At 72.7% G+C, this 26,697-nt stretch carries 26 protein-coding genes; 13 read left to right on the top strand and 13 right to left on the bottom strand.

Going from position 1 to position 26,697, the window contains the following annotated elements:
• A partial coding sequence (locus F8279_RS04715; RefSeq protein ID WP_225853130.1) for an MmpS family transport accessory protein occupies positions 1 to 545 on the top strand: 545 nt, incomplete at its 5' end.
• 31 nt (positions 546 to 576) lie between these two features.
• On the top strand, positions 577 to 1,761 hold the full coding sequence (locus F8279_RS04710) for a pyridoxal phosphate-dependent aminotransferase (RefSeq protein WP_151499181.1): 1,185 nt from the start codon (positions 577 to 579) through the stop codon (positions 1,759 to 1,761).
• A 40-nt stretch (positions 1,762 to 1,801) separates the two neighbouring features.
• Here F8279_RS04710 and glmM read toward each other — a convergent pair whose 3' ends face one another.
• The 6 genes from glmM to F8279_RS04680 form a co-directional block, all read right to left on the bottom strand.
• Positions 1,802 to 3,157, bottom strand: a complete 1,356-nt coding sequence (glmM, locus tag F8279_RS04705) for a phosphoglucosamine mutase (RefSeq protein WP_091426303.1) — start codon at positions 3,155 to 3,157, stop codon at positions 1,802 to 1,804.
• 117 nt (positions 3,158 to 3,274) lie between these two features.
• On the bottom strand, positions 3,275 to 3,739 hold the full coding sequence (gene rpsI, locus F8279_RS04700) for a 30S ribosomal protein S9 (protein ID WP_018784602.1): 465 nt from the start codon (positions 3,737 to 3,739) through the stop codon (positions 3,275 to 3,277).
• Between the two features lie 20 nt (positions 3,740 to 3,759).
• On the bottom strand, positions 3,760 to 4,203 hold the full coding sequence (rplM, locus tag F8279_RS04695; RefSeq protein ID WP_013288574.1) for a 50S ribosomal protein L13: 444 nt from the start codon (positions 4,201 to 4,203) through the stop codon (positions 3,760 to 3,762).
• Positions 4,204 to 4,412: 209 nt separating this feature from the next.
• Complete coding sequence (locus tag F8279_RS04690; RefSeq protein ID WP_151499180.1) at positions 4,413 to 5,780, bottom strand: MFS transporter; 1,368 nt, start codon at positions 5,778 to 5,780, stop codon at positions 4,413 to 4,415.
• Between the two features lie 122 nt (positions 5,781 to 5,902).
• Positions 5,903 to 6,196 (bottom strand): type II toxin-antitoxin system PemK/MazF family toxin, encoded by a 294-nt coding sequence (locus F8279_RS04685; RefSeq protein WP_091426307.1) that lies wholly within the window; start codon positions 6,194 to 6,196, stop codon positions 5,903 to 5,905.
• Entirely contained in the window at positions 6,186 to 6,443 is a 258-nt protein-coding gene (locus F8279_RS04680) for a DUF6364 family protein (protein WP_151499179.1), read from the bottom strand. The genes F8279_RS04685 and F8279_RS04680 overlap by 11 nt, the downstream gene beginning before the upstream one ends.
• Positions 6,444 to 6,617: 174 nt before the next feature.
• On the opposite strand from F8279_RS04680, the gene F8279_RS04675 reads away from it, so the two are divergent.
• Positions 6,618 to 7,085, top strand: coding sequence for an excisionase family DNA-binding protein (locus F8279_RS04675; RefSeq protein WP_091426311.1), 468 nt, complete (start codon positions 6,618 to 6,620; stop codon positions 7,083 to 7,085).
• Positions 7,086 to 7,125: 40 nt separating this feature from the next.
• On the top strand, positions 7,126 to 7,725 hold the full coding sequence (locus F8279_RS04670) for a PIN domain-containing protein (RefSeq protein WP_151499178.1): 600 nt from the start codon (positions 7,126 to 7,128) through the stop codon (positions 7,723 to 7,725).
• Here the strand turns inward: F8279_RS04670 and F8279_RS04665 are convergent.
• Positions 7,698 to 8,408 (bottom strand): class I SAM-dependent methyltransferase, encoded by a 711-nt coding sequence (locus F8279_RS04665; protein WP_151499177.1) that lies wholly within the window; start codon positions 8,406 to 8,408, stop codon positions 7,698 to 7,700. The genes F8279_RS04670 and F8279_RS04665 overlap by 28 nt on opposite strands.
• 147 nt (positions 8,409 to 8,555) lie before the next feature.
• On the opposite strand from F8279_RS04665, the gene F8279_RS04660 reads away from it, so the two are divergent.
• Genes F8279_RS04660 through F8279_RS04640 form a run of 5 tightly spaced genes read left to right on the top strand, consistent with a single transcriptional unit; the run spans position 8,556 to position 16,102 of the window.
• Positions 8,556 to 10,667 carry a molybdopterin oxidoreductase family protein gene (locus F8279_RS04660; RefSeq protein WP_151499176.1) on the top strand — a complete coding sequence of 704 codons (2,112 nt, stop codon included), beginning with the start codon at positions 8,556 to 8,558 and terminating at the stop codon, positions 10,665 to 10,667.
• Positions 10,664 to 12,151: an FAD-dependent oxidoreductase gene (locus F8279_RS04655; RefSeq protein WP_151499175.1), complete on the top strand. Its 1,488-nt coding sequence runs from the start codon at positions 10,664 to 10,666 to the stop codon at positions 12,149 to 12,151. The genes F8279_RS04660 and F8279_RS04655 overlap by 4 nt, the downstream gene beginning before the upstream one ends.
• The gene (gene nirB, locus F8279_RS04650; protein WP_091426327.1) at positions 12,148 to 14,670 is read left to right on the top strand and encodes a nitrite reductase large subunit NirB; all 2,523 of its coding nucleotides are present in this window, start codon (positions 12,148 to 12,150) and stop codon (positions 14,668 to 14,670) included. The genes F8279_RS04655 and nirB overlap by 4 nt, the downstream gene beginning before the upstream one ends.
• Positions 14,667 to 15,014, top strand: a complete 348-nt coding sequence (gene nirD, locus F8279_RS04645) for a nitrite reductase small subunit NirD (RefSeq protein ID WP_091426328.1) — start codon at positions 14,667 to 14,669, stop codon at positions 15,012 to 15,014. Before nirB ends, nirD begins: the two co-directional genes overlap by 4 nt.
• Positions 15,014 to 16,102, top strand: a complete 1,089-nt coding sequence (locus tag F8279_RS04640; RefSeq protein WP_091426330.1) for a uroporphyrinogen-III synthase — start codon at positions 15,014 to 15,016, stop codon at positions 16,100 to 16,102. Before nirD ends, F8279_RS04640 begins: the two co-directional genes overlap by 1 nt.
• 11 nt (positions 16,103 to 16,113) lie before the next feature.
• On the opposite strand, the gene F8279_RS04635 is transcribed toward F8279_RS04640, so the two are convergent.
• The 4 genes from F8279_RS04635 to F8279_RS04620 form a co-directional block, all read right to left on the bottom strand.
• Positions 16,114 to 16,731, bottom strand: a complete 618-nt coding sequence (locus F8279_RS04635; protein WP_013288586.1) for an ATP/GTP-binding protein — start codon at positions 16,729 to 16,731, stop codon at positions 16,114 to 16,116.
• Positions 16,712 to 17,074: a DUF742 domain-containing protein gene (locus F8279_RS04630; RefSeq protein WP_013288587.1), complete on the bottom strand. Its 363-nt coding sequence runs from the start codon at positions 17,072 to 17,074 to the stop codon at positions 16,712 to 16,714. Before F8279_RS04630 ends, F8279_RS04635 begins: the two co-directional genes overlap by 20 nt.
• 62 nt (positions 17,075 to 17,136) lie before the next feature.
• Positions 17,137 to 17,544: a roadblock/LC7 domain-containing protein gene (locus F8279_RS04625; protein ID WP_013288588.1), complete on the bottom strand. Its 408-nt coding sequence runs from the start codon at positions 17,542 to 17,544 to the stop codon at positions 17,137 to 17,139.
• Positions 17,541 to 20,597, bottom strand: coding sequence for a sensor histidine kinase (locus F8279_RS04620; protein ID WP_151499174.1), 3,057 nt, complete (start codon positions 20,595 to 20,597; stop codon positions 17,541 to 17,543). The genes F8279_RS04625 and F8279_RS04620 overlap by 4 nt, the downstream gene beginning before the upstream one ends.
• Positions 20,598 to 21,044: 447 nt before the next feature.
• Between F8279_RS04620 and F8279_RS04615 the strand changes: the two genes are divergently transcribed.
• Positions 21,045 to 22,226 (top strand): ABC transporter substrate-binding protein, encoded by a 1,182-nt coding sequence (locus F8279_RS04615; protein ID WP_091426334.1) that lies wholly within the window; start codon positions 21,045 to 21,047, stop codon positions 22,224 to 22,226.
• Between the two features lie 128 nt (positions 22,227 to 22,354).
• Here the strand turns inward: F8279_RS04615 and F8279_RS04610 are convergent, their stop codons facing one another.
• A complete protein-coding gene (locus tag F8279_RS04610; RefSeq protein WP_225853131.1) occupies positions 22,355 to 23,125 on the bottom strand; it encodes an ABC transporter permease in 771 nt (256 codons plus the stop codon).
• A gap of 163 nt (positions 23,126 to 23,288) precedes the next feature.
• Positions 23,289 to 24,317 carry an ABC transporter substrate-binding protein gene (locus F8279_RS04605; protein ID WP_091426339.1) on the bottom strand — a complete coding sequence of 343 codons (1,029 nt, stop codon included), beginning with the start codon at positions 24,315 to 24,317 and terminating at the stop codon, positions 23,289 to 23,291.
• Between the two features lie 285 nt (positions 24,318 to 24,602).
• Between F8279_RS04605 and F8279_RS04600 the strand changes: the two genes are divergently transcribed.
• From F8279_RS04600 to F8279_RS04590, 3 genes are read left to right on the top strand one after another with little or no spacing between them, the layout of a single operon-like run.
• Complete coding sequence (locus F8279_RS04600; protein WP_151499173.1) at positions 24,603 to 25,385, top strand: ABC transporter ATP-binding protein; 783 nt, start codon at positions 24,603 to 24,605, stop codon at positions 25,383 to 25,385.
• Positions 25,386 to 25,387: 2 nt separating this feature from the next.
• Entirely contained in the window at positions 25,388 to 26,338 is a 951-nt protein-coding gene (locus F8279_RS04595) for an LLM class F420-dependent oxidoreductase (RefSeq protein WP_151499172.1), read from the top strand.
• Positions 26,335 to 26,643 carry a cupin gene (locus tag F8279_RS04590; protein ID WP_013288595.1) on the top strand — a complete coding sequence of 103 codons (309 nt, stop codon included), beginning with the start codon at positions 26,335 to 26,337 and terminating at the stop codon, positions 26,641 to 26,643. Before F8279_RS04595 ends, F8279_RS04590 begins: the two co-directional genes overlap by 4 nt.
• Positions 26,644 to 26,697: the final 54 nt, after the last annotated feature.

Below are 26,697 nucleotides of genomic sequence, written 5' to 3'. Positions count from 1 at the left end.
GCCCCTATCCGCCCGGGCCCTACCCGCCGCCGTACGCGTATCCGGGCATGCCACCGCGCCGCAGCGGCGGCGGCTGGGCGATCGGCCTGGTGATCGGCATCGTCAGCGTCCTGGCGCTCATCGTCTGCGGCTGCGTCGGGCTGTCCTTCCTCGGCAGCACCCTGGACGACGGGGCGGCCTCCGGCGAGCGGTACGACGGACCGCTGTACGGCGAGCCCGACGGGTGGGCCGACGAGCCCACCCGTCCCCCGGCCAGACCGGTCACCACCCCGTCCGGCGGGCCCGGCAGGTTCACCGTGCTGTACGAGGTGACCGCCACCAACGGCGAGGCGGAGGTGCAGTTCTACGACGCGGACGCGAACTTCCACCAGCCCGGCGCCGTGGACACCCTCTGGCGGCTGAGCTTCACCGCGAACGACCGCGAGCGGGTGCAGATCATCGCCAGTCCGGTCGAGTCCGGCGACGTGACCTGCCGGATCACCGTCAACGGCAAGGTCGTGTCGAAGGACTCGGGCGAGTACGGCGCGACCTGCTTCGGCTGGTGAGCAGTCGGCGGCGGGCCGTAGGCTGGCCGCCGTGACGACGACCGATCCCCTGGTGGCCCGGATGCGGCCGTTCGGCACCACCGTGTTCGCCGAGATGTCCGCGCTGGCCGTGCGCACCGGCGCGGTCAACCTCGGGCAGGGCTTCCCGGACACCGACGGCCCGCCGGAGATGCTCGCCGCCGCGGCCGAGGCGCTGCGTACCGGCCACAACCAGTACCCGCCCGGCCCGGGGATCCCCGCGCTGCGCGCCGCCGTCGCCGAGCACCAGCGCCGGTTCTGGGGCCTGGAGTACGACCCGGACGGCGAGATCGTGGTGACGGCCGGCGCGACCGAGGCGGTCGCGGCGAGCATCCTCGCGCTCTGCGAGCCGGGTGACGAGGTGGTCTGCTTCGAGCCGTACTACGACTCGTACGCCGCCTCGATCGCGCTGGCCGGTGCGGTCCGCCGCCCGGTGACGCTGCGTCCCGGCGCCGACGGCCGGTACGCGTTCGACCCGGCCGAGCTGCGCGCCGCGTTCGGGCCGCGTACCCGGATGGTGCTGCTGAACTCGCCGCACAACCCGACCGGCAAGGTCTTCACCGCCGACGAGCTGGCAGTGGTCGCCGGGCTGTGCCGCGAACACGACGTGTACGCGGTCACCGACGAGGTCTACGAGCACCTGGTGTTCACCGACGCCGCCGCGCCGCACGTACCGCTGGCCACGCTGCCCGGGATGCGGGAGCGGACGCTGCGCATCTCGTCGGCCGGGAAGACGTTCTCCTGCACCGGGTGGAAGGTCGGCTGGGTGTGCGGGCCGGCACCGCTGGTGGCAGCGGTGCTGCGCGTGAAGCAGTTCCTGACGTTCGTCAACGCCGGGCCGCTGCAACCCGCGGTGGCGGTGGCGCTCGGGCTGCCGGACGCGTATTTCACCGGGTTCCGGGACGACATGCAACGGCGGCGGGACCAACTCGCCGCCGGGCTGGCCGACGCCGGGTTCGGCGTGCTCGCGCCGGAGGGCACCTACTTCGTCACCGCCGACGTCACGCCGCTCGGTGGCCGGGACGGGGTGGAGTTCTGCCGGGCGCTGCCCGAGCGCTGCGGTGTGGTGGCGGTGCCCACGCAGGTGTTCTACGACGACGTGGAGGCCGGCCGCCGGCTGGTCCGGTTCGCGTTCTGCAAGCGACCCGAGGTGCTGGCCGAGGCGGTGACCCGGCTGCGTCGCCTGCGCGCTGACTGAACCGCCCGCTGGAGGGAGATCCCCCAGCGGGCGGCATGGCTCAGGCGACCGGGCTGGCGGTGCGGACCTGCTCGGCGATGCGCTCGGCGACCTCACGCGCGGTGGCCTCGGTGGCCGCCTCGACCATGACCCGCACCAGCGGCTCGGTGCCCGAGGGGCGCAGCAGCACCCGGCCGGTCTCGCCCAGTTCCGCCTCCGCGCGCTCCACCTCGGCCCGGACGGCGGGTGCGGCGGCGCCGACGGTACGGTCGCCGACCGGGACGTTGATCAGCACCTGGGGCAGCTTGGTGACCACTGCGGCCAGCTCGGCCAGGGTCGTGCCGGTGGCGGCCATCCGCGCCATCAGGTGCAGGCCGGTCAGCACGCCGTCGCCGGTGGTGGCGTACGCCGGCAGGACGATGTGCCCGCTCTGCTCGCCGCCGAGCGCCAGGCCGGAGGCGCGCAGCTCCTCCAGCACGTACCGGTCGCCGACCTTGGTCTCGACCAGCCGGATGCCGTGCTCGGACATGGCCAGCCGGAGACCGAGGTTGCTCATCACGGTGGCGACCAGGGTGTCCTGGGTCAGCTCGCCGGCGTCCCGCATGGCGAGCGCGAGGATCGCCATGACCTGGTCGCCGTCGACCTCGTCGCCGTCGGCGGTGACCGCGACGCAGCGGTCGGCGTCGCCGTCGTGGGCGATGCCGAGGTGGGCGCCGTGCTCGACCACGGCGGCGCGCAGCGCGTCGATGTGGTTGGAGCCGCACTCGTCGTTGATGTTGAGCCCGTCCGGCTCGGCGTGGATGGCGATCACCTCGGCGCCCGCTTCCCGGTAGGCGACCGGGGCGACGTCGGCCGCCGCGCCGTTGGCGCAGTCGACGACCACCTTGATCCCGTCGAGGCGGTGCGGCACGGTGCCGACCAGGTGCTGTACGTAGTGGTCGGCGCCGTCGAGCAGGTCGTTGACCCGGCCCACGCCGGCGCCGATCGGGCGCTTCCAGGCGGTGGTGGCGTTGGCCTTCACCGCCTCCTCGATCCGCATCTCGATCTCGTCGGGCAGCTTGTGCCCACCGGCGGCGAACAGCTTGATGCCGTTGTCCGGCATCGGGTTGTGCGAGGCGGAGAGCATCACGCCCAGGTCGGCCTTGATCTCGGCGGTGAGGAACGCCACCGCCGGGGTCGGCAGCACGCCGACCCGGACCACGTTGGCGCCGGCGCTGGTGAGCCCGGCGACCACCGCCGCCTCCAGCATTTCGCCGCTGGCCCGGGTGTCCCGGCCGACCACCGCGAGCGGCGGATGGCTCTTGTCGGTCTCGGCCAGCGTGTGGGCCGCGGCCACCGCGACCGCCAACGCCAACTCCGGGGTGAGATCCGCGTTCGCCCGCCCGCGTACGCCGTCCGTGCCGAACAACCGGCCCATACCCGCCAACCTCCGTGGAACTGCCGATGAGAGGAGAGAAACGCGGAACGGCCGGTCCGCCTCCCGGAAGGGGAGGCGGACCGGCCGTCCGTCAGAAGTACAAGACGCTTGTGGTGATCAGCGCTTCGAGTACTGGGGAGCCTTACGGGCCTTCTTGAGGCCGTACTTCTTGCTCTCCTTGACCCGGGCGTCACGGGTCAGGAAGCCGGCCTTCTTCAGGGCCGGGCGGTCGTCGGGCTCGCTGACGATCAGCGCCCGGGCGATGGCGAGCCGCAGCGCGCCGGCCTGGCCGGTGGTGCCGCCGCCACGCAGGTTGGCGATCACGTCGAACGCCTCGGGCTTCTCGGCGGTGACCAGCGGGTCCTTGATGAGCTGCTGGTGCACCTTGCTCGGGAAGTAGGCCTCGAGGTCGCGGCCGTTGCAGGTGATCTTGCCGGTGCCCGGGACGATCCGGACCCGGACGATGGCTTCCTTGCGCCGACCCACGGTCTGGATCGGGCGGTCACCACGGGGCGCGCGCGCGACGGGCGCCGGCGCCTCGGTGGCCTCGGGGGCGACCTCGGTGGCGGTGATGTCGGTCATGCTGCTTCCTTCGCCCGCGCTCACTGCGCGATCTGCTTGATCTCGAACGGCACCGGCTGCTGCGCGGTGTGCGGGTGCTCGGCACCGGCGTAGACCTTCAGCTTCTTGAGAAGCTGACGGCCCAGCTTGTTGTGCGGGAGCATGCCCTTCACGGCCAGCTCGATGGCCCGCTCGGGCCGCTTGGTGAGCAGCTCGTCGTAGCCGACCCGCTTCAGACCACCCGGGTAACCGGAGTGGCGGTAAGCAACCTTGGTCTGGCGCTTGTTGCCGGTCAGCGCGACCTTGCCCGCGTTCACGATGACGACGAAGTCGCCCGTGTCGACGTGCGGCGCGAAAGTCGGCTTGTGCTTGCCACGCAGGAGCGTGGCGGCGTGGGTCGCCAGGCGGCCCAGCACGACATCAGAGGCGTCGATGACGTGCCACTGACGCTCGATCTCACCCGGCTTCGGGCTGTACGTACGCACAGGTCTACCTTGTCTCGTCGTCGGTCTGGGGTCGCGCGCCGAAGTGACCAGGAGTACCCAGCCGGACCAGCGCGCACGAACGACCAAGCGTACCTGATGCGGCACGCCTAAGAATGTCGTACAACAGCAGGCAACGATACCCGGCCGCCCTGCGGCAGGTCAAAACGGGGTCGCGCCCCGCGTGGTCTGCGCGTTCGCCATGGCGCAGCTCACACGCCGACCAGCGTACGCGGCCCGGGACGCAGGTAGACCACCCAGGTCACCAGGAAGCAGAGCGCGTACCAGGCGATGAATGCCAGGTAGGCGGCGTCCGCGGTGCCGGAGGTCAGGAACGACTGCCGGAACGCCACGTTCACCAGCACCCCACCGGAGGCGCCGACCGCGCCGGCGATGCCGATCACCGCGCCGGACAGGCGCCGGGCCCGCCGCTGCGCCGCCTCCGGGTCGCCGGTCAGCTCGCTCTCCGCGACGGCCCGGGCCCGGAAGATCGCCGGGATCATCTTGTACGTCGAGCCGTTGCCGATACCGGAGAAGACGAACAGCGCCAGGAACCCGGTCAGGTAGAGCGGGAAGGACCGGTCACGGGCGGCGTACAGCACCAGCGCGGCCCCGGCGGCCATCGCCACGAAGTTCCAGAACGTGATCCGGGCCCCGCCGAGCCGGTCGGCGAGCTGACCGCCCACCGGCCGGATCAGCGAGCCGATCAGCGGCCCGAGGAAGGTCAGCCAGGCCGCGTCGACGGGCGTCGGGAACCGGTCGTGGAACTGGAGCTGGAGCACCTGGCCGAAGGCGAACCCGAAGCCGATGAACGAGCCGAACGTGCCCACGTAGAGCAGCGACATCACCCAGGTGTGCGGGTCGCGGGCCGCCGCGCGCAGCGCGCCCGGTTCGTTGCGCGCCCCCGGCACGTTGTCCAGCCAGCGGGCCGCGGCCAGCGCGGCCAGCACGATCAGCGGCAGGTAGACCGCCGGCACGAGCCGGGGGTACGCGGCGCCGGCCGTCGCCAGCACCGCCAGCCCCACCAGTTGCACAGCCGGTACGCCCAGGTTGCCGCCACCGGCGTTGAGCCCCAGCGCCCGGCCCTTGAGCCGCTCCGGGAAGAACAGGTTGATGTTCGCCATCGACGAGGCGAAGTTGCCGCCGCCGACGCCGGACAGGCAGGCGAGCACCATCAGCGTGGCGTACGACACCCCGGGCTCGATCAGCACGGCCATCGGCACCGCCGGCACGAGCAGCAGCAGGGCGCTCACCATGGTCCAGTTCCGGCCGCCGAACCGGGCGACGGCAAGCGTGTACGGCAGCCGCAGCACCGCCCCCAGCGCGGCCGGCACGGCGGTGAGCAGAAACTTCCCGGCCGGGTCGATGCCGTACTCGGGGCCCAGGAACAGCACCGTCACCGACCAGAGGCTCCACACGGAGAAGCCGACGTGCTCGGCGAAGATCGAGACGTACAGGTTGCGCCGGGCCACCCGGGCGCCGCCGGCCGCCCAGAACGCCGGGTCCTCCGGCCGCCATTCGGTGAGCCGGCCGGCGGTGGTGGCCGGCGGCGGCGTGGGTGCGGAAACGAGCGTGCTCACGGGCGACTCCTCCTCGTCGATGACGAGGCGACGCTCTCAGCCGGTGGTTTCCCCGGCGTGCCCCGCGCGCGTCGGCCCGGCAACGGAGACCGCACGTCCGCCGGACGGCGCCGGTGAGGAGGTCACAGCTCCTGGAGGATCCGCAGCGCTCGACCGACCCGCTGCATGGTCTCGGTGTCGGCCACGTCCACGCACTCGGTGAACCACTTCTTCATCGGTGAGGAGATCCGGTCGGGCATCACCACGTACGCGCCCATCCGCACGGCGAGCGGCGAGTCGCGCAGCAGCGACTCCTCGACCACCTCGGCCACGATCACGATGGGTACCGCCGTGGCGTTGTAGACGTCGGAGCTGATCACCAGACCGAACCGCTCCCGGGCGCCGGAGATGCGCCAGACCTCACCCCTACGCAGCACGCGGACGCCCGCCGAACAGGGCGTCGTCGACGAGCGCGACCTCCTGGGCGTCGGCCAGGGCGGCGGATTCCAGGTCCAGGCCGGCACGGCCGACCGCGTCGGCGTGCGCGGTGAAGACCTCGCGCAGCGCCTTCTCCCGGGCGGCCTGGTCCATCCAGGCGGAGAGGGAGAGGCCTTCCCGCTTGGCGAACCGACGCGCCTCCTCGATCGTCTCGTCGGAGAACGACAGCGTCACCTTGGCGGTCATGCCGGAAGACTACCCATCGGTATGACCGCCAGTCATCCTCGTCCCCGGCGATTGGGGATTAGGACATCGCCAGGTGAAACAACCGAAGCTAGTTGCGGATATTGCACTTGCAAGCGATGATGGAGCAGGTCCGAACGGTTGGGACGACGCAGCGCATCTGCCGCAGGGAGCCGCATGAGCCTCAGCACCGGCATGGCCGCCTCGGTCATGCCCACCGAGGGAGCGGAGCGCCAGAAGGCAGCCGCCATGGAGGAGTTCCTCGTGCGGCACCCCCTTGCCGCAGGCGGGAGGGCGGCCCGCCTCGTCTCGGCGGACGGCGAAGAGGTCGAGGTTCCCGCCCAGATGTTCGACGTCCTCCATCAGATCTCGGCGATGCTCGCCCGCGGCGACGGCGTCGCGATCAGCGCCATCTCCCGCGAACTGACGACGACCGAGGCGGCGAAGCTGCTCGGCATGTCCCGCCCCACACTCGTCCGCCTTCTGGAGAACGAGTCGATCGCGTCCCACCGGGTCGGCACCCACCGGCGCCTCTTTCTCCGCGACGTCCTCGCATTCCGGCAACGGCAGATGGAAGAGCGACGGAAGTCGTACGAGGCCCTGATGTGGGAGTCCGACGCGCTCGGTTTCACCGACGACGTGTAGTTCCCGGCCCGGCCAGGGGGCGCTGGGTAGGGTGTCCACTGTGATCCCCAGCGCCCCACTGGTGTTCCTGGACGCGAACGTTCTCTATTCCAGGACTATTCGCGACTGGGTCAGCCTTCTCGCACTCGAAGGCGATTGCGCCGTCTTCGATCTCCGGTACAGCGAGGACGTACTGGCGGAATGGATGTATCGCTTGCGCCGCAAGCGGCCCGAGCATTCCGAGCAGGCGATCGGCGGGCAGCGACGCCGTTTCGTCCAGGCATTCCCGTACGGCCTCGTCACCGGCTATTCGCCGAACGACGTGCCGTGCCCGCCGGACCCGGACGACCGGCACGTCCTGGCCGCCGCCGTCCACGGCCGCGCCGACATCCTGGTAACCGACGACCGGCGCGCCTTTCCTCCGGGATGCGTACGGGAATCCCTGTCGGTCCTCACCGGCGACGAGTTCCTCAACTGGGTGGCCGACCGTTCGATGCCCCTGGTTCTGCGGGCACTGGCGCGGCAGATCGACTACTACCGGCGCAGCCTGGTCTCCGAGGACAAGGACGCGGTCGAATTGATCGCCCACTTACGCAAGGCCGGCGTACCCCGTTTCGCCGAGCGGCTCGAGAATCACCTCGCCGATCCGTCCGGCCGCTGACCGCCGAAGACGGCGAAGCGCCATTCCTTGAAGAAGCAGTCCACGTCCACCAGTCCCGCCTCGGTCAGCCAGCGGCACTGCTCGGCCACCGGGGCCGGACGGTCGTGCCGCATCCGCTCCCGGGCGGCGGCGATCTCCTCGGCGTCGGAGCCCAGCTCGGCGATCCGCGCCGTCCACACCTCGTCGTAGCGGCGATCCAGCGCCGGGGTCGGTCCGGCCACCTGCTCGGCGTTGACGAACACCCCGCCGGGAACCAGCGCCTCAGCGGCCCGCCGGTACAGCGCCCGCTTGCCGGAGTCGTCGAGGTGGTGGATGGCCAGCGCGGACACCACGGCGTCGTACCGGCCGGCGGGCAGCGGGTCGGCCAGGTCGGCGTGCACCGTGCGGTGCGCCACGCCGCGTTCCTTCAGGTGTCCGGCGGCGACCGCGAGCATGCCGGGTGCGCCGTCCACGAGCGTCAGGCGGACCCCGGGGACTGCTGCGGTCAGCAGCAGGGACAGCAGGCCGGTACCAGCGCCCAGGTCCAGCACCTCGGGGGTACGCCCGGCGGCGAGCGCGGCGCGCAGCGGGGGCGCGGCCACCTCGACGGCGGCGCCGTAGAAGGCGTCGAAGCAGGGCACCAGGCGGCGCCGGGCCTGGTCGTAGCTGCCGGCCACCGCGTCGAACGCGTCCGCCACGCCCATCGGAGCCTCCCGTTATTTGAGACAACTTTCCCATATTGTAAACCCCGCGGAGGACGACGTCACCTACGTGCGGTGTGAAGCGGTCGTGACAGGACCGAAACAGAGCAGACCCGGACCGGAAACCGCCCGACGGCACGCTTTTCCGACATGACAGACGGTGCACGCACGGCGACGCGAACGGGGTCACGCCCCGTCGAGGCCGCTACGCACTGCCCGTACTGCGCGTTGCAGTGCGGCATGGTGCTGCGCGCCACCGGCGACGGTGTCGAGGTCGGCGCCCGCGACTTCCCCACCAACCGGGGCGGGCTGTGCCAGAAGGGCTGGACCGCCGCCGACCTGCTCGACCACCCGGACCGGCTCACCACCCCGCTGCTGCGCGACCGGCCCGGCTGCGAGCTGCGGCCGGCGACCTGGGACGAGGCGCTGGACCGCGTCGCCGCCGGGGTCCGGGACGTGCAGCACCGCCACGGGCCGGACGCGGTAGCCGTCTTCGGCGGCGGCGGGCTCACCAACGAGAAGGCGTACGCGCTCGGCCGCTTCGCCCGGGTGACGCTGCGGACCCGGCACATCGACTACAACGGGCGCTGGTGCATGTCCTCGGCCGCCGCGGCCGGGAACCGGGCGTTCGGGATCGACCGCGGACTGCCGTTCCCGCTGGCCGACCTCGGCCGCGCGGACACGCTGCTGCTGGTCGGCGCGAACCCGGCCGAGACCATGCCCCCGCTGATGCGGCACGTCACCGACCTGCGGGAACGCGGCGGTCGGCTGATCGTGGTCGACCCGCGCGCCACCGCCACCGCCCGCCAGGCCGACCTGCACCTGCAACCCCTGCCCGGCACCGACCTCGCGGTGGCGAACGCGCTGCTGCACATCGCGCTCACCGAGGGCTGGCTGGACCGGGCGTACGTCGCGGAGCGGACCACCGGCTTCGACGAGGTCCGGCGGACGGTGGCCGGCTACTGGCCGGCGGAGGTGGAACGGCTCTCCGGCGTGCCGGTGGCCGACCTGTACGCGACCGCCCGCGCGCTGGCCACCGTGGACCGGGCGGTCGTCCTCACCGCCCGGGGCGCCGAGCAGCACGCCAAGGGGGTCGACACGGTCACCGCCCTCATCAACCTGGCGCTCGCCCTGGGCCTGCCCGGTCGTCCCGGTTCCGGCTACGGCTGCCTGACCGGGCAGGGCAACGGGCAGGGCGGCCGGGAGCACGGGCAGAAGGCCGACCAGCTCCCCGGCTACCGGCGTATCGACGACCCGGCGGCCCGCGAGCACGTGGCCGGAGTGTGGGGCGTCGACCCGGACGCGCTGCCCGGGCCGGGAGTGCCGGCGTACCAGCTCCTCGACGCGCTCGGCACGCCGTCCGGAGCGCGGGCACTGCTGGTGTTCGGTTCCAACCCGGTCGTGTCCGCGCCCCGCGCGACGCAGGTCGAGTCCCGGCTGCGCGCCCTGGACCTGCTGGTGGTGGCGGACTTCGTCCGCTCCGAGACGGCCGAGCTGGCCGACGTGGTGCTGCCGGTCGCCCAGTGGGCCGAGGAGGACGGCACGATGACCAACCTGGAGGGCCGCGTGCTGCGCCGCCGGGCGCTGCGTGAGCCACCTGCCGGGGTCCGTACCGAACTGGAGATCCTCGCCGCGCTCGCCGGGCGGCTGACCGACGGCGGGCCGTCGCTGCCGACCGACCCACGTGAGGTCTTCGCGGAGCTCGGCCGGGCCTCGGCCGGCGGGCCGGCCGACTACGCCGGGATCACCTGGGACCGGATCGACGCCGACACCGGCGTCTTCTGGCCCTGCCCGGACCGGGACGGCCCGGACACCCCCCGGCTGTTCGCCGACCGCTTCCCCACCCCGGACGGCCGGGCCCGGTTCCACGCCGTGACCCACCGGCCGGCCGCCGAGCCGGTGTGCGCCGACTACCCGCTGCACTTCACCACCGGCCGGGTGCTCGCGCAGTACCAGTCCGGCGCGCAGACCCGGCGGGTGGCCGCGTTGCGCCGGGCCGCACCGGGCGGGTTCGTCGAGCTGCACCCGGACCTGGCGGCACGGATCGGCGTGACCGACGGGGCGCCGGTACGGGTGGTCTCCCGCCGGGGTGAGCTGCGCGCACCGGCCCGGCTCAGCACGGCGATCCGGCCGGACACCGTCTTCGCGCCGTTCCACTGGCCCGGCGCGCAACGCGCCAACTCGGTCACCAACGACGCTCTCGACCCGGTCTCCGGGATGCCCGAGTTCAAGATCTGCGCGGTCCGGGTGGAGGCGGCATGAACGAGCGGATCGTCGTCGTCGGCTACGGCATGGCCGGCGCCCGGCTCGCCGCCGAGCTGCACGCGCGCGGCGGGAACCGGCGGATCACAGTGCTCGGGGCGGAGCCGCACCGCGCGTACAACCGGATCATGCTCTCCACGCTGCTCGCCGGGCGCATCGGCGAGCCGGACGTGGAGCTGGTCGAAGCAGTCGGCCCGGGAGTCGAGGTCCGCACCGGCGCGGCGGTCACCGCCGTGGACCGAGCCGCACGGGAGGTGGTCACCGACGACGGCGAGCGGCACGGGTACGACCACCTGGTGCTCGCCACCGGCAGCCGGGCCGCGGTGCCGCCACTACCCGGCCTCGCCCCGCTGCCCGAGCGGGTCGTCCCGTTCCGCACGCTCGGCGACTGCCGCCGGATCCTCGCCGCCGCCGAGGGCGCGCGGCGCGTGACGGTGCTCGGCGGTGGGCTGCTGGGTCTGGAGGCGGCCCGAGGGCTGGCCGCCCGGGGTCTCGACGTGACTGTGGTCCACCCGGTCGGGCACCTGATGGAGCGCCAGCTCGACCCGCCGGCCGGCGCAGTCCTCGCGGGCACGCTCGCCGGCCTGGGCGTCCGGTCCCGGCTCGGGGCGGCGGCCACCGCCGTGACCGCCGACGCCGACGGCGTCCGCCTGCACCTGGGCGACGACGAGACGCTCGCCGCCGACCTGCTGGTGCTCTGCTGCGGGGTACGCCCCGACACCGCGCTCGCCGCGGCGGCCGGGCTCGCCGTCGACCGCGGTGTGGTGGTGGACGACCGGATGCGGACGAGCGATCGGCGGATCTCCGCGATCGGCGACTGCGCGCAGCACGACGGCACGCTGACCGGGCTGGTCGCGCCGGCCTGGGCGCAGGCCCGGGTGGTGGCCGACGTGCTGGCCGGAACGGACCCGCTGGCCCGCTACCGGCCCCGCCCGGCGGTGACCCGGCTCAAGGCGGCCGGCATCGACCTGGCCGCGATGGGCGACGTGGCCGGTACCGGCGAGCCGGGCGGTCCGGTCGAGGAGCTGACCTTCGCCGACCCGGCCCGGGGCACCTACGCCCGGCTGCGCATCCGGGACGAGCGGCTGACCGGCGCGATCCTGCTCGGCGACAACCCGGCGGTCGGCACCGTGGTGCAGCTGTTCGACAGGGGCGCGCCGGTGCCGGCGGACCGGCGTTCGCTGCTGCTCGGCCGGGCGTTCGGCGAGACGCCGGCCGGACCGGCCGCGTCACCGGCGCTGATGCCGGACGCCGCGACCGTGTGCCGGTGCAACGACGTGAGCAAGGGCGCGCTGGTGGCGTGCTGGCGGGCGGGCGCCCGGACGGCGGCGGCGCTGTCCGCGGCGACCCGGGCCGCCACCGGCTGCGGCAGTTGCCGGGACGCGGTGGCCGGCATCGCCGGCTGGCTCGCCGAGGCGGACCCGCAGACAACCGGCGAGGTGCGCGACACGGATGCGGATCGCGAGGCGGTGGAGGTGTCATGAGCGGCAGGCTGGTGGTGGTCGGCAACGGCATGGTGGGGCAGCGCTTCGTCGAGGCGCTGCGGGCCCGGGACACCGACGGGCGGTGGCGGGTCACGGTGCTCGCCGAGGAACCGCGTCCGGCGTACGACCGGGTGCGACTCTCGGCCGTCTTCGACGGGGTGGACGCCGACGAGCTGACTGTGCACACCCCCGACGCAGGAGTGGACCTGCGCCTGGGCGAGCCGGCCACCGGCGTCGACCGGGCACGGCGGGTGGTGACCACGGCAACCGGTGAGTACCCGTACGACGCGCTGGTGCTGGCCACCGGCTCGTACGCCTTCGTGCCGCCGGTCGACGGCACGGACCTGCCCGGCGTGTTCGTCTACCGGACGCTGGACGACCTGACCGCGATCCGGGAGCACGCCCGGGGCCGCCGCACCGGCGCGGTGATCGGCGGCGGGCTGCTCGGGCTGGAGGCGGCGAACGCGCTGCGGCTGCTCGGGCTCGCCACGAGCGTGGTCGAGTTCGCGCCCCGGCTGATGCCGGTGCAGGTGGACGAGGCGGGCGGCGCGATGCTGCGGCGGTACGTCGAGGAGCTGGGCGTCACGCCGTACCTCGGGGTGGCCACCACGGCGCTGCGTCCCGGACCGGACGGCACGGTGGCCGCGCTCGACCTGGCCGACGGGCGCACGCTCGACGCGGAGCTGGTGGTGGTGGCCGCCGGGATCCGGCCGCGCGACGAGCTGGCCCGGGCCGCCGGGCTGCCGCTGGGCCCGCGCGGCGGAGTGCTGGTGGACTCGGCCTGCCGGACCGCCGACGAGCGGATCTGGGCGGTGGGCGAGTGCGCGGCGGTGGACGGGGTCTGCCACGGACTGGTCGCGCCCGGGTACGCCACCGCGGAGGTGGTCGCGGACCGGCTGCTGGGCGGCGCGGCGACGTTCCCCGGCGCGGACACCGCGACGAAACTCAAGCTGCTCGGCGTGGACGTGGCCTCGTTCGGCGACGCGCACGGCGTCACCCCGGGCTGCCTCGACGTGACGTTCACCGATCCGGCCACCCGCGCGTACGCGAAGCTGGTCCTCTCCGACGACGCGCGGACGCTGCTCGGCGGCGTGCTGGTCGGCGACGCGAGCGCGTACCCGGCGTTGCGGGCCAGTGTCGGCGGGCCGCTGCCCGCTCCCCCGCTGGCGTTGCTGGCGCCGGCCGGCGGCGCGGGCGCCGGTGCGGGCGCGTTGCCGGCCACCGCGCAGGTCTGCTCCTGCAACGCGGTGACCCGGGCCGATCTGGACGCGGCGATCGCCGGCGGTGCGACCGACGTGCCGGCGTTGAAGGCGTGCACCCGGGCCGGCACGAGCTGCGGCTCCTGCGTGCCGATGCTCAAGCAGTTGCTGGACGCCGCCGGGGTACGCCAGTCGACAGCGTTGTGCGAGCACTTCGACCACAGCCGGCAGGAGCTGTTCGACCTGGTCCGGGTGCGGGGCATCCGCACGTTCTCCCGGCTCGTCGCCGAGCACGGGCGCGGGAGGGGGTGCGACATCTGCAAGCCGGTGGTGGCCTCCATCCTGGCTTCGCTCGGCACCGGGCACGTGCTGGACGGCGAGCAGGCGTCGCTCCAGGACACCAACGACCACTTCCTGGCGAACCTGCAACGCGACGGCAGCTACTCGGTGGTGCCCCGGATTCCCGGCGGGGAGATCACCCCGGAGAAGCTGATCGCGATCGGCGAGGTGGCGCGCGACTTCCGGCTGTACACGAAGATCACCGGCGGGCAGCGGATCGACCTGTTCGGCGCGCGGGTCGACCAGTTGCCGCAGATCTGGCGCCGGCTGGTCGACGCGGGCTTCGAGTCGGGCCACGCGTACGGCAAGGCGCTGCGCACTGTGAAGTCCTGCGTGGGCGACACCTGGTGCCGCTACGGCGTGCAGGACTCGGTCGGGCTGGCGGTCGCGCTGGAGCTGCGTTACCGGGGCCTGCGCGCGCCGCACAAGCTCAAGTCGGCGGTCTCCGGCTGCGCCCGGGAGTGCGCCGAGGCCCGGAGCAAGGACTTCGGCGTCATCGCCACCGAGACCGGCTGGAACCTGTACGTCGGCGGCAACGGCGGTTTCCGGCCCCGGCACGCCGACCTGTTCGCCACCGACCTGAGCACCGCGGAACTGGTCACCCTGATCGACCGGTTCCTCATGTACTACATCCGCACCGCCGACCGGTTGCAGCGCACCGCCGCGTGGATCGAGGCCATGGACGGCGGCCTGGACCACCTCCGGTCGGTGCTCGTGGACGACTCGCTCGGGCTCTGCGCCGACCTCGACGCGGCGATGGCCCGGCACGTCGCGAGCTACTCCGACGAGTGGCGCGACGTCCTGGAGGACCCGGACCGGCTGCGCCGCTTCACCTCCTTCGTCAACGCGCCCGACGTGCCCGACCCGTCCATCACGTTCACCCAGGAGCGGGGCCAGCCGGTGCCGGCCCGGGGCGCGCCCCCGGACGGCGGACACCGCCGCCAGCCCGTCGTGCTGGGCCTGCCGGAGGTACGCCGATGAGCCCCGTCGTCACGCTGGACTGGACCCCGGTCTGCCCGCTGGACCGGCTCGACCCCGACCGGGGCGTGGCCGCCCTCGTCGACGGCGTACAGGTGGCGGTCTTCCGCACCGCGCACGGCCTGTACGCGGTGGACAACCTCGACCCGGTCGGCGGCGCGTACGTCATGTCCCGGGGCCTGGTCGGCAGCCGGGGCGGGTTGCCCACACTCGCCTCGCCGCTGCACAAGCAGGTCTACGACCTCACCACCGGGCGGTGCCTGGACCTACCGGGCGTGACGCTGCGCCGGCACCCGGTGCGCTGCCGGGACGGCCTGGTCGAGGTGCGGTTACGGCAGGAGGAATGATGCGGGACGAGCTGGCCGGCTTCACCATCGGCGTCACCGCCGACCGGCGGCGCGACGAACTGGCCGCGCTGCTCCAGCGGCGCGGGGCGCGGGTGGTGCTCGCCCCGGCGCTGCGGATCGTCCCGCTGGCCGACGACACCGACCTGCGTGAGGCCACCCGGGCCTGCCTGGAACACCCGCCGGACGTGCTGATGGCCAACACCGGCATCGGCATGCGCGGCTGGCTGGAGGCGGCCGAGGGTTGGGGGCTGGCCGAGCCGCTGCGCAGCACGCTCGCCCACGCGTACGTGGTGTCCCGTGGTCCGAAGGCGACCGGCGCGATCCGGGCGGCCGGGCTGCGCGAGCACTGGTCCCCGGAGTCGGAGAGCTGCGACGAGGTGGTCGAGCACCTGGTCCGGCGCGGGGTGGCCGGCCAGGTGGTAGCGATGCAACTGCACGGCGAGCGGCAGCCCGAATGCGCCGACGCGCTGGTGGCGGCGGGCGCCACGGTGATCGAGGTGCCCGTGTACCGGTGGGCGCCGCCGGCCGACCCGGCGCCGCTGCACCGGCTCATCGACCTGGTGGCCGGGCGTCTCGTCGACGCGGTCACGTTCACCTCGGCCCCGGCGGCCGAGGCGCTGCTGCGGGCGGCCGGGGACCGTACCGAGACGGTGCTGGAGGCGCTGCGCGGCGACGTGCTGGCCGGGTGCGTGGGCACCGTCACCGCCGAGCCGCTGATCCGGCGGGGAGTTCCGGTGAGCGCGCCGAGCCGGGCCCGGCTGGGCGCCCTGGTCCGCACCATCGTCGAGGAGCTGCCCCGGCGCACGGTCTCGGTGAAGGCGGCCGGGCACGTGCTGACGCTGCGCGGGCACGCCGCGGTGGTGGACGGGGAACTGCGCCAGCTGGCGCCGGCGCCGATGGCGGTGCTGCGGGCGCTGGCCGCGTCGCCCGGCAAGGTGCTCTCCCGCACCGCGCTGCTGCGTACGCTGCCGCGCGGTGCCGACGAGCACGCGGTGGAGATGGCTGTCGCCCGCCTGCGGGCCGGGCTGAAGGCGCCCCGCGTGGTGCAGACGGTGGTCAAGCGGGGGTACCGCCTGCGGGTCGACTGACCCGCAGGCGGTCAGCCGACCGAGGCCGGGTAGCCGTGCTCGGCCTGGAGGCGGAGCATCGCGTGCTCGACCACCGTGACCAGCACCTGCTTGACCGAGTCCCGCTGGCGGGCGTCGCACAGGACCATCGGCACGTCCGGGGAGATGGCGAGCGCCTCCCGGACCTCCTCCAGCTCGTAGTGCGGCGCGTCGCCGAAGCGGTTCAACGCCACGACGTACGGCAGCTTGCGGTTCTCGAAGTAGTCCAGCGGCGCGAACGCGTCGGTGATCCGGCGGGTGTCCACCAGCACCGCCGCGCCCACAGCGCCCCGGATGATCTCGTCCCACATGAACCAGAAGCGGGTCTGGCCCGGCGTGCCGAACAGGTAGAGGATCAGGTCCTCGGCCATGGTGATACGGCCGAAGTCCATGGCGACCGTGGTGGTCTCCTTGCCCGGCACCTTCGACGCGTCGTCGATGCCCACTCCGGCCGCGGTCATCAGCGCCTCGGTGGTCAGCGGCTGGATCTCGGAGATCGCTCCGACAAGTGTCGTCTTGCCCACGCCGAAGCCACCCGCGATCACGATCTTCGCGGAGATGATCTCCCGGCCGCGGTTCACCCCGTCGGGGTCATAGTTCGCGAAGTCCACTTAGCACCCTTCCAAGCAGGTTCATCCGCGCCGCGAAACCCGTCGCGGGAGCGGCAGTGTGTAGCGTCAGCAGGCCCTCGGCCACCATGTCGGCGACCAGCACCCGGGTGACGCCCAGCGGCATCCGGGTGTAAGCGGCGATTTCCGCAAGCGACTGCGCCCGGCCCTCACAGACCGAGGAGATGCGGTACTTGTCGTGCCCGGCGAAGCGCGCCTCGGCCGACTGCGTAGGTGTGCTCGACAGCACCGCTTCGAGCGCGATGTTCTGCAGCGGCTCGGTGCGACCCCGGGTGACCGCGTACGGCCGCACCAGCGCGCCACGTGGATCACGTCGCGGGTCCATCTCGCGATCACCTCCCCTCGTTCGGAGCCGCACCGGCTCCGGTCATCAGCTCCCCGGCCCGATCAGGACCGGACCGCATCCCTCGGCAGCGGGACCAGCGCCTGGCCGACCCGCTCCACCAGCAGCGCCATCTCGTAACCCACCTGGCCGACGTCGCAGCTGCGCGCCGCGAGCACGGCCATCGACGAACCGTCGCTGATTGACATCAGGAACAGGTAGCCGCTGTCCATCTCGATGACGGTCTGCAACACCCCGCCGGCGCTGAACATCCGCGCCGCGCCCTCGGTCAGGCTCACCACGCCGGAGGTGATCGCGGCGAGCTGGTCGGCCCGGTCGCCGGGCAGGTCCCGGGAGGAGGCGAGCAGCAGCCCGTCCGCGGACACCGCCACCACGTGCGCGATGCCCGCAACGCTGTCGGCGAAGTTGGTGAGAAGCCACCCCATGTCCTGCATGGCCGCCGGCCTGTTCATCGGTTCGTCTCCTTGGTCGAGGTGCTGTTCAGGTCGGCGCCGGCCGTACGGCCCCGCTGGACGCCACGGTGGTAGGCGGAGAGCAGGCCGCGTACCTCGTCCGGCGTGCGCCGGCTGCGGTCCCGGCCGCTCTTCGGCTCTATCCCGCCGGGCACGAGCTGGGCCTGCGGCACCCGCTTGGGCAGGCCGGAACGGGTGGTGCCGCCGGTGGTGGGCTCCGCGGCACGGCTGGCCCGCGACCAGCCCTCGTCGGCCGCCGTACGCCAGGCCTCCGGGTCGATCGGCGGCGCGGGCGCGGGCTCGGCGGCGGGTGGCGCCGGGGGCGGCGTCGCGGCCGCCGGCGGCGTGGACGGGACCTCCGGCGGGCTGTACGCCGGCGGCGTGGTCGACGTGGTCAGCCCCGACGCCTGGGCCCCGGGGGTGCGAGTGGGCAGCTTCGGACGAGCCGACGCCGCGGGGGGCGCCACCGCGGGGGGTGCCGGCGCGGGCGGCTCGTCGAACGTGGGCCGGGTGAAGATGGTGGTCTCGTCCTCTCCGTGCGAACGGAACCAGACCGCCTCCATCTCACGGAATATCGGCGCCTCGGCCCGCTGCTCGGGCCGGGCCACCACCGGCGTCGCCGGGGTGCTCTCCACCGCTGGCGCCGCGGCGAGCGGCTGGTAGGCCGGAGGTGCGGCCTGGGTCGCGGGTTGCGCGGTCTCGACACCCGGCGTCCGCTTGGGCAGCGGGTCGAGCGCGGGGTACGCCACCGTCGGTCCCCCGGCCGACCAGCCCGCTCCGGAGACCGGAGCCGGTGCGGTGGCGGGCGCCGCGGCCATCGGGGCGGGTGCCGCCACAGTGGGCAGCGCGCCGGTCGCCCCACCGAGCTGTACGGCGGGCGTGGTGTCACGCGTCTCGCCGGGCGTCTGCCACCTGGACGGCGGGGCGGTGGTCGCCCCACGCCACTGGTCCGCGAGCGTCGCGGTGGCCGCGCCCCGCCCGGCGCCGGCCAGCGCGTCGGCGGCGCCGACCTGGCTGAGCGGCGACTGCTCGACGGCGAGCGGCTGACGCGGCCGGGTCAGCGGGGCCTGGCCGCGGTTGGCCGGCAGCACCACCGTCGAGTTCGGCAGCGTGACCTGGGCGACGGTGCCGCCCTCGACGTTGCGGCGCAGCTCGACGCGGATTCCGTAGCGGGAGGCGAGCCGGCTCACCACGGCCAGACCCATCAGCCGGAACGCGGCCACGTCGACCGTCGGCGGCGCGGCCAGCCGCCGGTTGAGCGAGTCGAGTTGGTCGTCACTGAGGCCCAGGCCCCGGTCCTCGATCTGGATCAGCACGTAGTCGCGGATCCGGCGGCCGTCGGCCACCACCGAGGTGTTCGGCGGCGAGAACCGGGTGGCGTTGTCGAGCAGCTCGGCGACCAGCCGGACGACGTCGTTGACGGCGTGCGCGGCGACCGAGATGTCGGTGTCGACGGTGCCGAACTCGATCCGGTTGTAGAGCTCGACCTCGGACTGCGCGGCACGCAGCACGTCGACCAGGAGCGCGTCGTCGCGACGCGGCACCGCCGAGTCGGCGCCGGCGAGCACCAGCAGGTTCTCGTCGTTGCGGCGCATCCGGGTGGCCAGGTGGTCCAGCTCGAACAGCTGCGCCAGCCGCTTCGGGTCCTCCTCGGAACGCTCGATCGCGTCCAGCTCGCCGATCATGCGGTCGACCAGGCTCTGCGAGCGGCGGGCCAGGTTGAGGAACATCGCCGAGACGCTCGTCCGCAGCGCGGCCTGCTCGGCCGCGACCCGGACCGCCTCCCGGTGGACCACGTTGAAGGCCACCGCCACCTGACCGACCTCGTCGCGGTTGCTCAGCTTGATCGGGTCCCGTACCTGCTGGACGATCTCGTCCACGCCACCGTCGCCGATGGCGTTGACGTTCTGGAGCCGGCTCACCGCGTCCGGCAGGTCGTGGTTGGCCACGGCGAGCGCGCCCTCGCGCAGCCGGCGCAGCGAGTCGTTGAGCGAGCGGGCGAGCACCACGGCGAGCGTCACCGCGACCACGAGCGTGAGCAGCACGAGCAGGCTCTCCACGATCGCCTGCCGGATCACGTCGGCGCGTACCTCGTCGGCGTCGGCCAGCATCTCGTCCAGGAGCTGGATCTCGGCCCACCGCATCAGGTCGTCGACCGCGCCGATGGCGACGGACGCCTCGTCGCGGGTGACCGGCGAGGGACGCTCGATCGACCGGGAGATGTCACCGGCGACCCGGTCGGCGAGCTGGACGGCGTCACCGGAGACGGTGCGGTCCACCAGGGCCCGCTGGCTCGGCGTCGCGGTCCGGGAGAAGGTGAGCAGCGCCTCCTGCTGACCGGTGAGCGTGGCCACGAAGGACGAGAACTGTTCCTCGTCGATCCGGCCGCCCTCGAGGGCGGTGAAGGCCACCGCCTGCTCCTCGGCCACCTCGGCCTTGGCGCGGGCGAACGCGGCCACCGCGCGGCGGGCGTCGGCCAGACTCTCCGCGCCCGGCTGCTGGGCCAGCGCGTCGCCGTACGCGACCAGGTCGTCCAGCACGATGCCGTAGCGCAGGCTCGCCTCGGCCACCGGCATCTGCAACCGGTCCAGCACCTCCTGGCGAGTGCCGTTCAGCGTGGACAGGTGCGCGTCGATCACCTTGAGCTGGTTGCTGATCGCGCCCGGCACGTCGCCGAGCTTGCCCCGCTCCTCCTGGTACGCCGCGATGCGCTCGTCGGTCTGGCGCACGCGCAGGTTGTACGCGTCCGGCTTCTGGTTCGGGTCGGCCAGGAAGACCGCCGCCGCCATCCGCTCCTTGTGCAGGTCCTGGGTGAGCGCCGAGACGTCGACAGACACCGCGCTCAACGAACGGACCTGGTCCGCCTCGTACGCGCCCTGGCCCACAGAGATGAGTCGGATAGTTGCCAGCGCGATGACAGCCGCGACCGGAACGACCAGGATGAGGGCGAGCTTGGAGCGGATCCGCGCATCGCGCAGCCTGGGCAGGCGCCGGCGCCGGTTCCGCTGTTCGGCGTTGGGGCTCCCGGGCAGGGTCGTAGGTCCGGTGCTCACGACATCGCCTCCGAGGTTTCTTCCACGCGCGACCCGCTGACCCGTGCCTGGTGCAGCGGCCAGCGCCACGCGCGGCACGGCCGCGATTTCATCAGACGAGATCCTGTTTGGGAAGCCGCAGTGAGGCAGGAAACGGTCGCGGCCGACGCAACCCGGGATCCGATCACCTAATACCTTCTTTTCTCCGACCCCCTGATCAGGGGATGTCACTCCAGAGTGGTCACGCGCATCTGTGCAGTAATTGTTAGTTAATGTTCCGTGGCCCCAGCATGTGGGATGGCTGTCCCGAAACAGCACTCGTCAGCCCGGCTTGACCACAGGCCCCGGCATTGGCAAGGTTTTGCAGGCTTCGCGCACACCGTACGGCAAACCAATCCCGATCCTCCACTGAGGACGGACGAGTGGCGGTGATCGGGCGCCGGCCCGCGCCGCACCTGGAGGACTGAGTTGAGCCCCATCCGCTCCGCGAGCATCGCGGCCCTCGCATCGGCCGTGCTGGCCACCACGCTCACCGGCTGCGGGATCGGCGGGGAACCGCAGGACACCAGCCCGATCGTGATCGCCGCCGACCTGGAACTCTCCGGCGCGTCGGCGCCGGTCGGCAAGGTCTACCAACGGGCACTGCAACTGAAGGTCGAGCAGTTGAACGCCTCCGGCGCGCTGGGTGGCCGGAAGATCGATCTGCGTGTCAAGGACAACCGCTCGGACGCAGCGGAATCCTTGCGGAACATCAATGATTTCAGCGGTGACTCACGCGTGAGCGCCGTCATCATGGGCGGCTGCAACGAATGCGCCGTCGGCGCGGCCCGAACGATCGGTGAGAAGCGCATTCCGACGATCGCACTGGGCTCGTCGAGCGCCATCACCGAGCCGGTGGCCGAGCGCCGATATGTCTTCAAGCTCGCCCCGAACGCCACCGACAGCGCCGCCGCCCTCGCCGCCGAACTGGACCGGCGCAACATCCGCAAGGCGGCGTTGCTGCACAGCGCCGAGGGTTACGGCCAGGAAGGGCTCGCCGCCCTGCGCCGCGAACTGAGCAAGACCTCGGTCAAGCTGGTCGGCAACGAGGCGGTGCGCGCCACCGACACCGAGGTCGGCACGCAGATCAACGAGCTGATCGCCGGCAAGCCGCAGGCACTGGTCCTGTGGACCACGCCGGAGCAGGCGACGCTCGCCGCCACCACCGCCCGGCAGAGCAAGTTCCGCGGCTCGCTGTTCTTCGACGCCACGGCCGCCGGCGACCTCTTTCTGGGCCCGACGGCCCGCTCCACGGAGGAGGCCACGCTGATCTTCACCCAGACCATGGTGATCGACGACGTGATCGCCACCACCCCGGCGAAGGCCGCGCGGCGGCAGTGGTTCCAGGACTACACCGCCCGGTTCGGCGGCTACAACGGCTTCTCCTCGTTCGCGGCGGACGCGGTCCAGTTGATCGCCGACGCCGAGCAGCGGGCGGGCGGCGAGCCGGGCAAGGTCGACCGGGAGGCGCTGCGCGACGTGCTGGAGACCTCGCAGCTCGACGGGCTGTCCGGGCCGATCCGGATGACGCCGGACAACCACTCCGGGCTGATGCCGCAGGCGTTGACGACGCTGGTGGCTCGTGGTGGTCGCTGGCGGCTCGCCGGCTGATCGCTTCTCGCTTTGGGGGTGTGGCCCCACCGCAACCGGCTCCGGGCGGTCAAGCTTGATCCCTGCGCCGGTTGCGGTGGGGCCACACCTGTCGTGGTCGGCCGCCAGCCGTGGGTTGAGGGTGACCTTCAGCGGGCTGAGGTGGTGGCCTTCACCCAGGGCAGGGCCAGGCGCTCGACCACGCTCAGGGCGGCGTAGAGCACGATGCTCATGAGCGCCACCAGCACGATCGCGGCCCAGGCGGTCGCGGTGTCGCCGACGCCGTTGTACTGGAGGATCTGGTAACCCAGGCCCGGGCGGTCGGAGTAGAACTCCCCGATCACCGCGCCGATCGCGGCCAGCGGCATGGCCACCTTGAGCCCGACGAAGATCTGCGGCAGCGCCGCCGGGAAGCGCACCTTGCGGAACGACTGCCACCACGAGGCGTTGAGCGACCGGCCCAGCTCCGCCAGATCCGCCGGGGTGGTGGTCAGCCCGGTCGCGGTGGAGAGCACGATCGGGAAGAAGCAGAGCAGGAACACCATGGTCAGGATGGGTTTCTGCCCCCAGCCCACCGCCACCACGAGCAGCGGCCCGAACGCGATCTTCGGGACCGCGTTCACCGCCACCAGCAGCGGCGCGAACATCCGCTCCACCCGGCTGGAGGCGGCCAGCGCCATCCCGATCAGCACCCCGGCCACCGACGAGAGCAGGAAGCCGAACAGCGTCATCCAGGTGGTGATGCCCAGCGCGGGCAGCAGCACCTCGGTGGTGCTGGTGAGGGACTTCCCCACCGCCTGTGGCGGGGGGAGCGCGGCCGGGTGCACCAGGTTCAGTCCCGAGGTGACCAGCCACCAGGCCGCCACCGCGATCACCAGTCCCAGCGCCGGCAACCCGACCGCCGCCGGGCGTACGGCGATCCCGCGCCGGACCGCCGGGCGCGGCGGCGCCTCCGGCCGGGCCTCGGTCGACTGTGTCAACGTGTCCTCCTCTCTGCACCGGTCGGTGTGACCGGCACGCGAAGGGGGTGCGCCCCACCGGGGTGTCCGGCGGGTCGCACCCCCGTTGGCCCGAGCGGGCCGGTCAGGCCTTCGGCGCGAGGTTGAAGTCGATGATCTGGTCCGGGGTCAGGTTCTGCTTCAGCGCACCGGCGCCCTGGAGCAGCGCGATGCTCTTGGCCACCCGGCCGCTGTCCAGCGTGCCGATCGCGGTGCCGGAGTTGCTCGACCGGACGTACGCGGCCATCAGCTGAAGCTCGGCGGAGGCCGCGGCCGGCACGGCGGCCGGCACGTTCTTCTTCAGGATCTCGGCCGCCTCGTCCGGGTTGGCCAGCGAGTACTCCAGGCCCTTGAGCAGCGCGGCGGTGAACTTCTTCACCATCTCCGGCTTCTCCTTGGCGATCTTCGAAGACGTGATCAGCGCGTTGCCGTAGAGGTCCTGCATCACGTTGCTGTACGGCAGGACGACCGGCTTCTTCTTGGTCACCGTCTCCACCGTCGGCTGGCCGACGACGAACTGGCCGATGCCGTCCACCGAGCCCGAGCCGAGCATGCCGATGAGGCCCTGCGCCTCACCGTTGACCCAGGTCACCTTGCTGCCGTCGATGCCGGCGAGCCGGGCGTACGTCGGGAAGAGGTTGCGCACGACGGACGTCGGGGTGTCGGCGAGCTTCTTGCCCTCGAGGTCCTTCGGGGTGGCGATGTTCTTGCCCTCGACCGTGACGATCGCGGCCATGGTGCGCTGCTGGATCGCGGCCACCGCCACGAAGTCCTTCGCCTGGCCGTTGCCGAGCTGGAGGATGCCACCGGTCAGGTCGATCGGGCCGAAGTCGGCCTGGCCGCCGGTGATGGTCTGGATCACGGAGCCGGTGCCCTGACCGGGCTTGATGTCGACGTCGAAACCGGCCTCCTTGAAGAAGCCCTTGTCCTTCGCCACCCAGGCGTAGGAGTCACGCCCGAAGTTGCCGAACGAGGTGAGGTACGTCACCTTTTCCAGCGCCGCGCCGTTGCCGCCGCCGCTCTCGGACTTCTCCGAGTCGCTGCTGCAGCCGCCCACCAGGGCGAGGGCGGTGGCCAGAGCCGCGGCGGCGACCGTACGGGTCAGCCTTCTCATCAGTGCACCATGTCCTTTCCGACCAGGACTTCTTCGCCGGTCGGGTCGTGGGTCCGACGGGGTCGGCAAGTGGGTTCGGCCGACTGGACCGTCGTGAGGGGACTCTTCGCGCGCAACAGCGTACGAGAAGGCAGATGACCTGCCGCCGCCGTCCCGGTTGCGGAACGGAAACGAAGTTGCGTGACGGAAAGTGGACTGACGTCCACCCCGGACAGTGCTATAAGCACCGTCCGCTACGCTAGCCCGGCTCGCATTAGGGACGACGTGGAAGGGAGCGGGCGGGAGATGATCCGACTGTCCGGGGTGTCCCGCACCTTCGACGGCCGTTCGGGGCGGGTGGAGGCGTTGCGCGGCATCGACCTCGACGTCGCCGAAGGCGAGTTCGTCGCCGTCCTCGGCCGATCCGGCTGCGGCAAGTCCACGCTGCTGCGCATGATCGCCGGGCTGCTGCCGGTCACCGGCGGTGAGATCACCGTCGGCGGTACGCCGATCACGAAGCCCCGCCGCGACGTGGCGATGCTGTTCCAGCGGCCGGCGCTGCTGCCCTGGCGCTCGGTGCTGGACAACGTGCTGCTGCCGGTGGAGATCTTCGGCTGGCGCCGCGCCGAGCACCGCGACCGGGCCCGCAAGCTGCTGGAGATGGCCGGGCTGGGCGGCTTCGAGAAGCGCCTCCCGCACGAGCTGTCCGGCGGCATGCAGCAGCGCGTGTCGCTGTGCCGGTCGCTGATCGGCTCGCCCCGGGTGATGCTCATGGACGAGCCGTTCTCCGCGCTCGACGCGCTCACCCGTGAGGAACTCTCCGGCGAACTCCAGCGGGTGCACATGGAGACGAAGGCGACGATCGTCTTCGTCACCCACTCGATCGACGAGGCGGTGCTGCTCGCCGACCGGGTCGTCGTGCTCAGCCCGCGCCCCGGCCGCATCCGCGAGGTGGTCGAGGTGAACGTCCCCCGGCCCCGCACGCTGGGCCGCCACGAACACCTCGCCGACGTCGCGCGGATCAGCGCCGAGCTGCACGAACTGCTGATGGAACGGGACGCCCCCGTCCTACCCGTCGGAGGACGGTGACCATGCGGGTCTCGGTGTTCACCGAACCGCACCGCGGAGCGGACTACGACGACCAGCTCCGGTTCGCCCGGCTGGTCGAGGAGGCCGGCTTCGAGGGCTTCTTCCGGGCCGACCACTACCGGGCCATGGGGGACGAGCCGGCGCTGCCCGGCCCCACCGACGCCTGGCTGACGCTCGCCGCGCTGGCCCGGGAGACCTCCCGGATCCGGCTCGGCACGCTGGTCACGTCCGCCACGTTCCGGCTCCCCGGACCGCTGGCCGTCATGGTCGCCCAGGTCGACCGGATGAGCGGCGGCCGGGTCGAGCTGGGCATCGGCGCCGGATGGTACGAGCGCGAGCACACCGCGTACGGCATCCCGTTCCCGCCGGTGAGCGAACGCTTCGACCGGCTCGCCGAGCAACTGGAGATCGTCACCGGGCTGTGGCGCACCCCGTCCGACGAGACGTACAGCTTCACCGGTGAGCACTACCGCCTGGTCGACGCGCCCGCGCTGCCCAAGCCGGTGCAGCAGCCCGGCCCGCCGGTGATCGTCGGCGGACGGGGACCGAAGCGCACGCCCGACCTGGCCGCCCGCTACGCCGACGAGTTCAACATGCCGTTCAAGAGCGTGGCCGAGACCGCCGCCGCGTACGAGCGGGTGCGGGAGGCGTGCGACCGCGCCGGGCGGGACGCCTCCGGCCGCGCGCCGCTGACGCTCTCCGCCGGCATCGTGGTGGCGATCGGACGCACCGACGCCGAGGCGCAGCGGCGGGCCGCGCCGCTGCACGTCACGAGCGCGCTGCCGCCGGAGGACCCGGTGGTCGGCTCCCCCGCCCAGCTCGTCGAGCGGATCGGCGAGTTCGCCGCGATCGGGACCACCCGGGTGCACCTGCGCCTGATCGACTTCGACGACCTCGACCACGTGGAGCTCATCGCCGCCGAGGTGCTCCCCCGACTGGACGGACCACGATGACCGAACTCTCCGCCGACCTCGAACTCGGCCCGGTGGGCCAGGAGATCGTGTACGAGAACGACCGCGTACGCGTCTGGCACATCCGGCTGGAGCCGGGTGAGCGGCAGCCGCTGCACCGCCACGACCACCCGTACCTGGTGGTGGCGATCCAGGGCGCCAAGAACGTGGTGCAGACGATCGACGGCACCACCATCGACGCCGACGAGCCGACCGGCGGCGTGGTCTACCGGGACCCGGGCGCGGTACACATGCTGACGAACGTCGGCGACACCACCTACCTCGCCCGCCTGGTCGAGCTGAAGTAGCCACGCCGGCAGGTTCGCCGCGCCGCGCGGCGGCAAGGTGGCGATCGGGGGCAC

Source organism: Micromonospora sp. AMSO1212t (genome assembly GCF_008868145.1).
GTDB classification, from domain to species: Bacteria; Actinomycetota; Actinomycetes; order Mycobacteriales; family Micromonosporaceae; genus Micromonospora; species Micromonospora tulbaghiae.
Note: the sequence above shows the minus strand (reverse complement) of the source record. Positions and strands in the feature narration are given on the sequence as shown.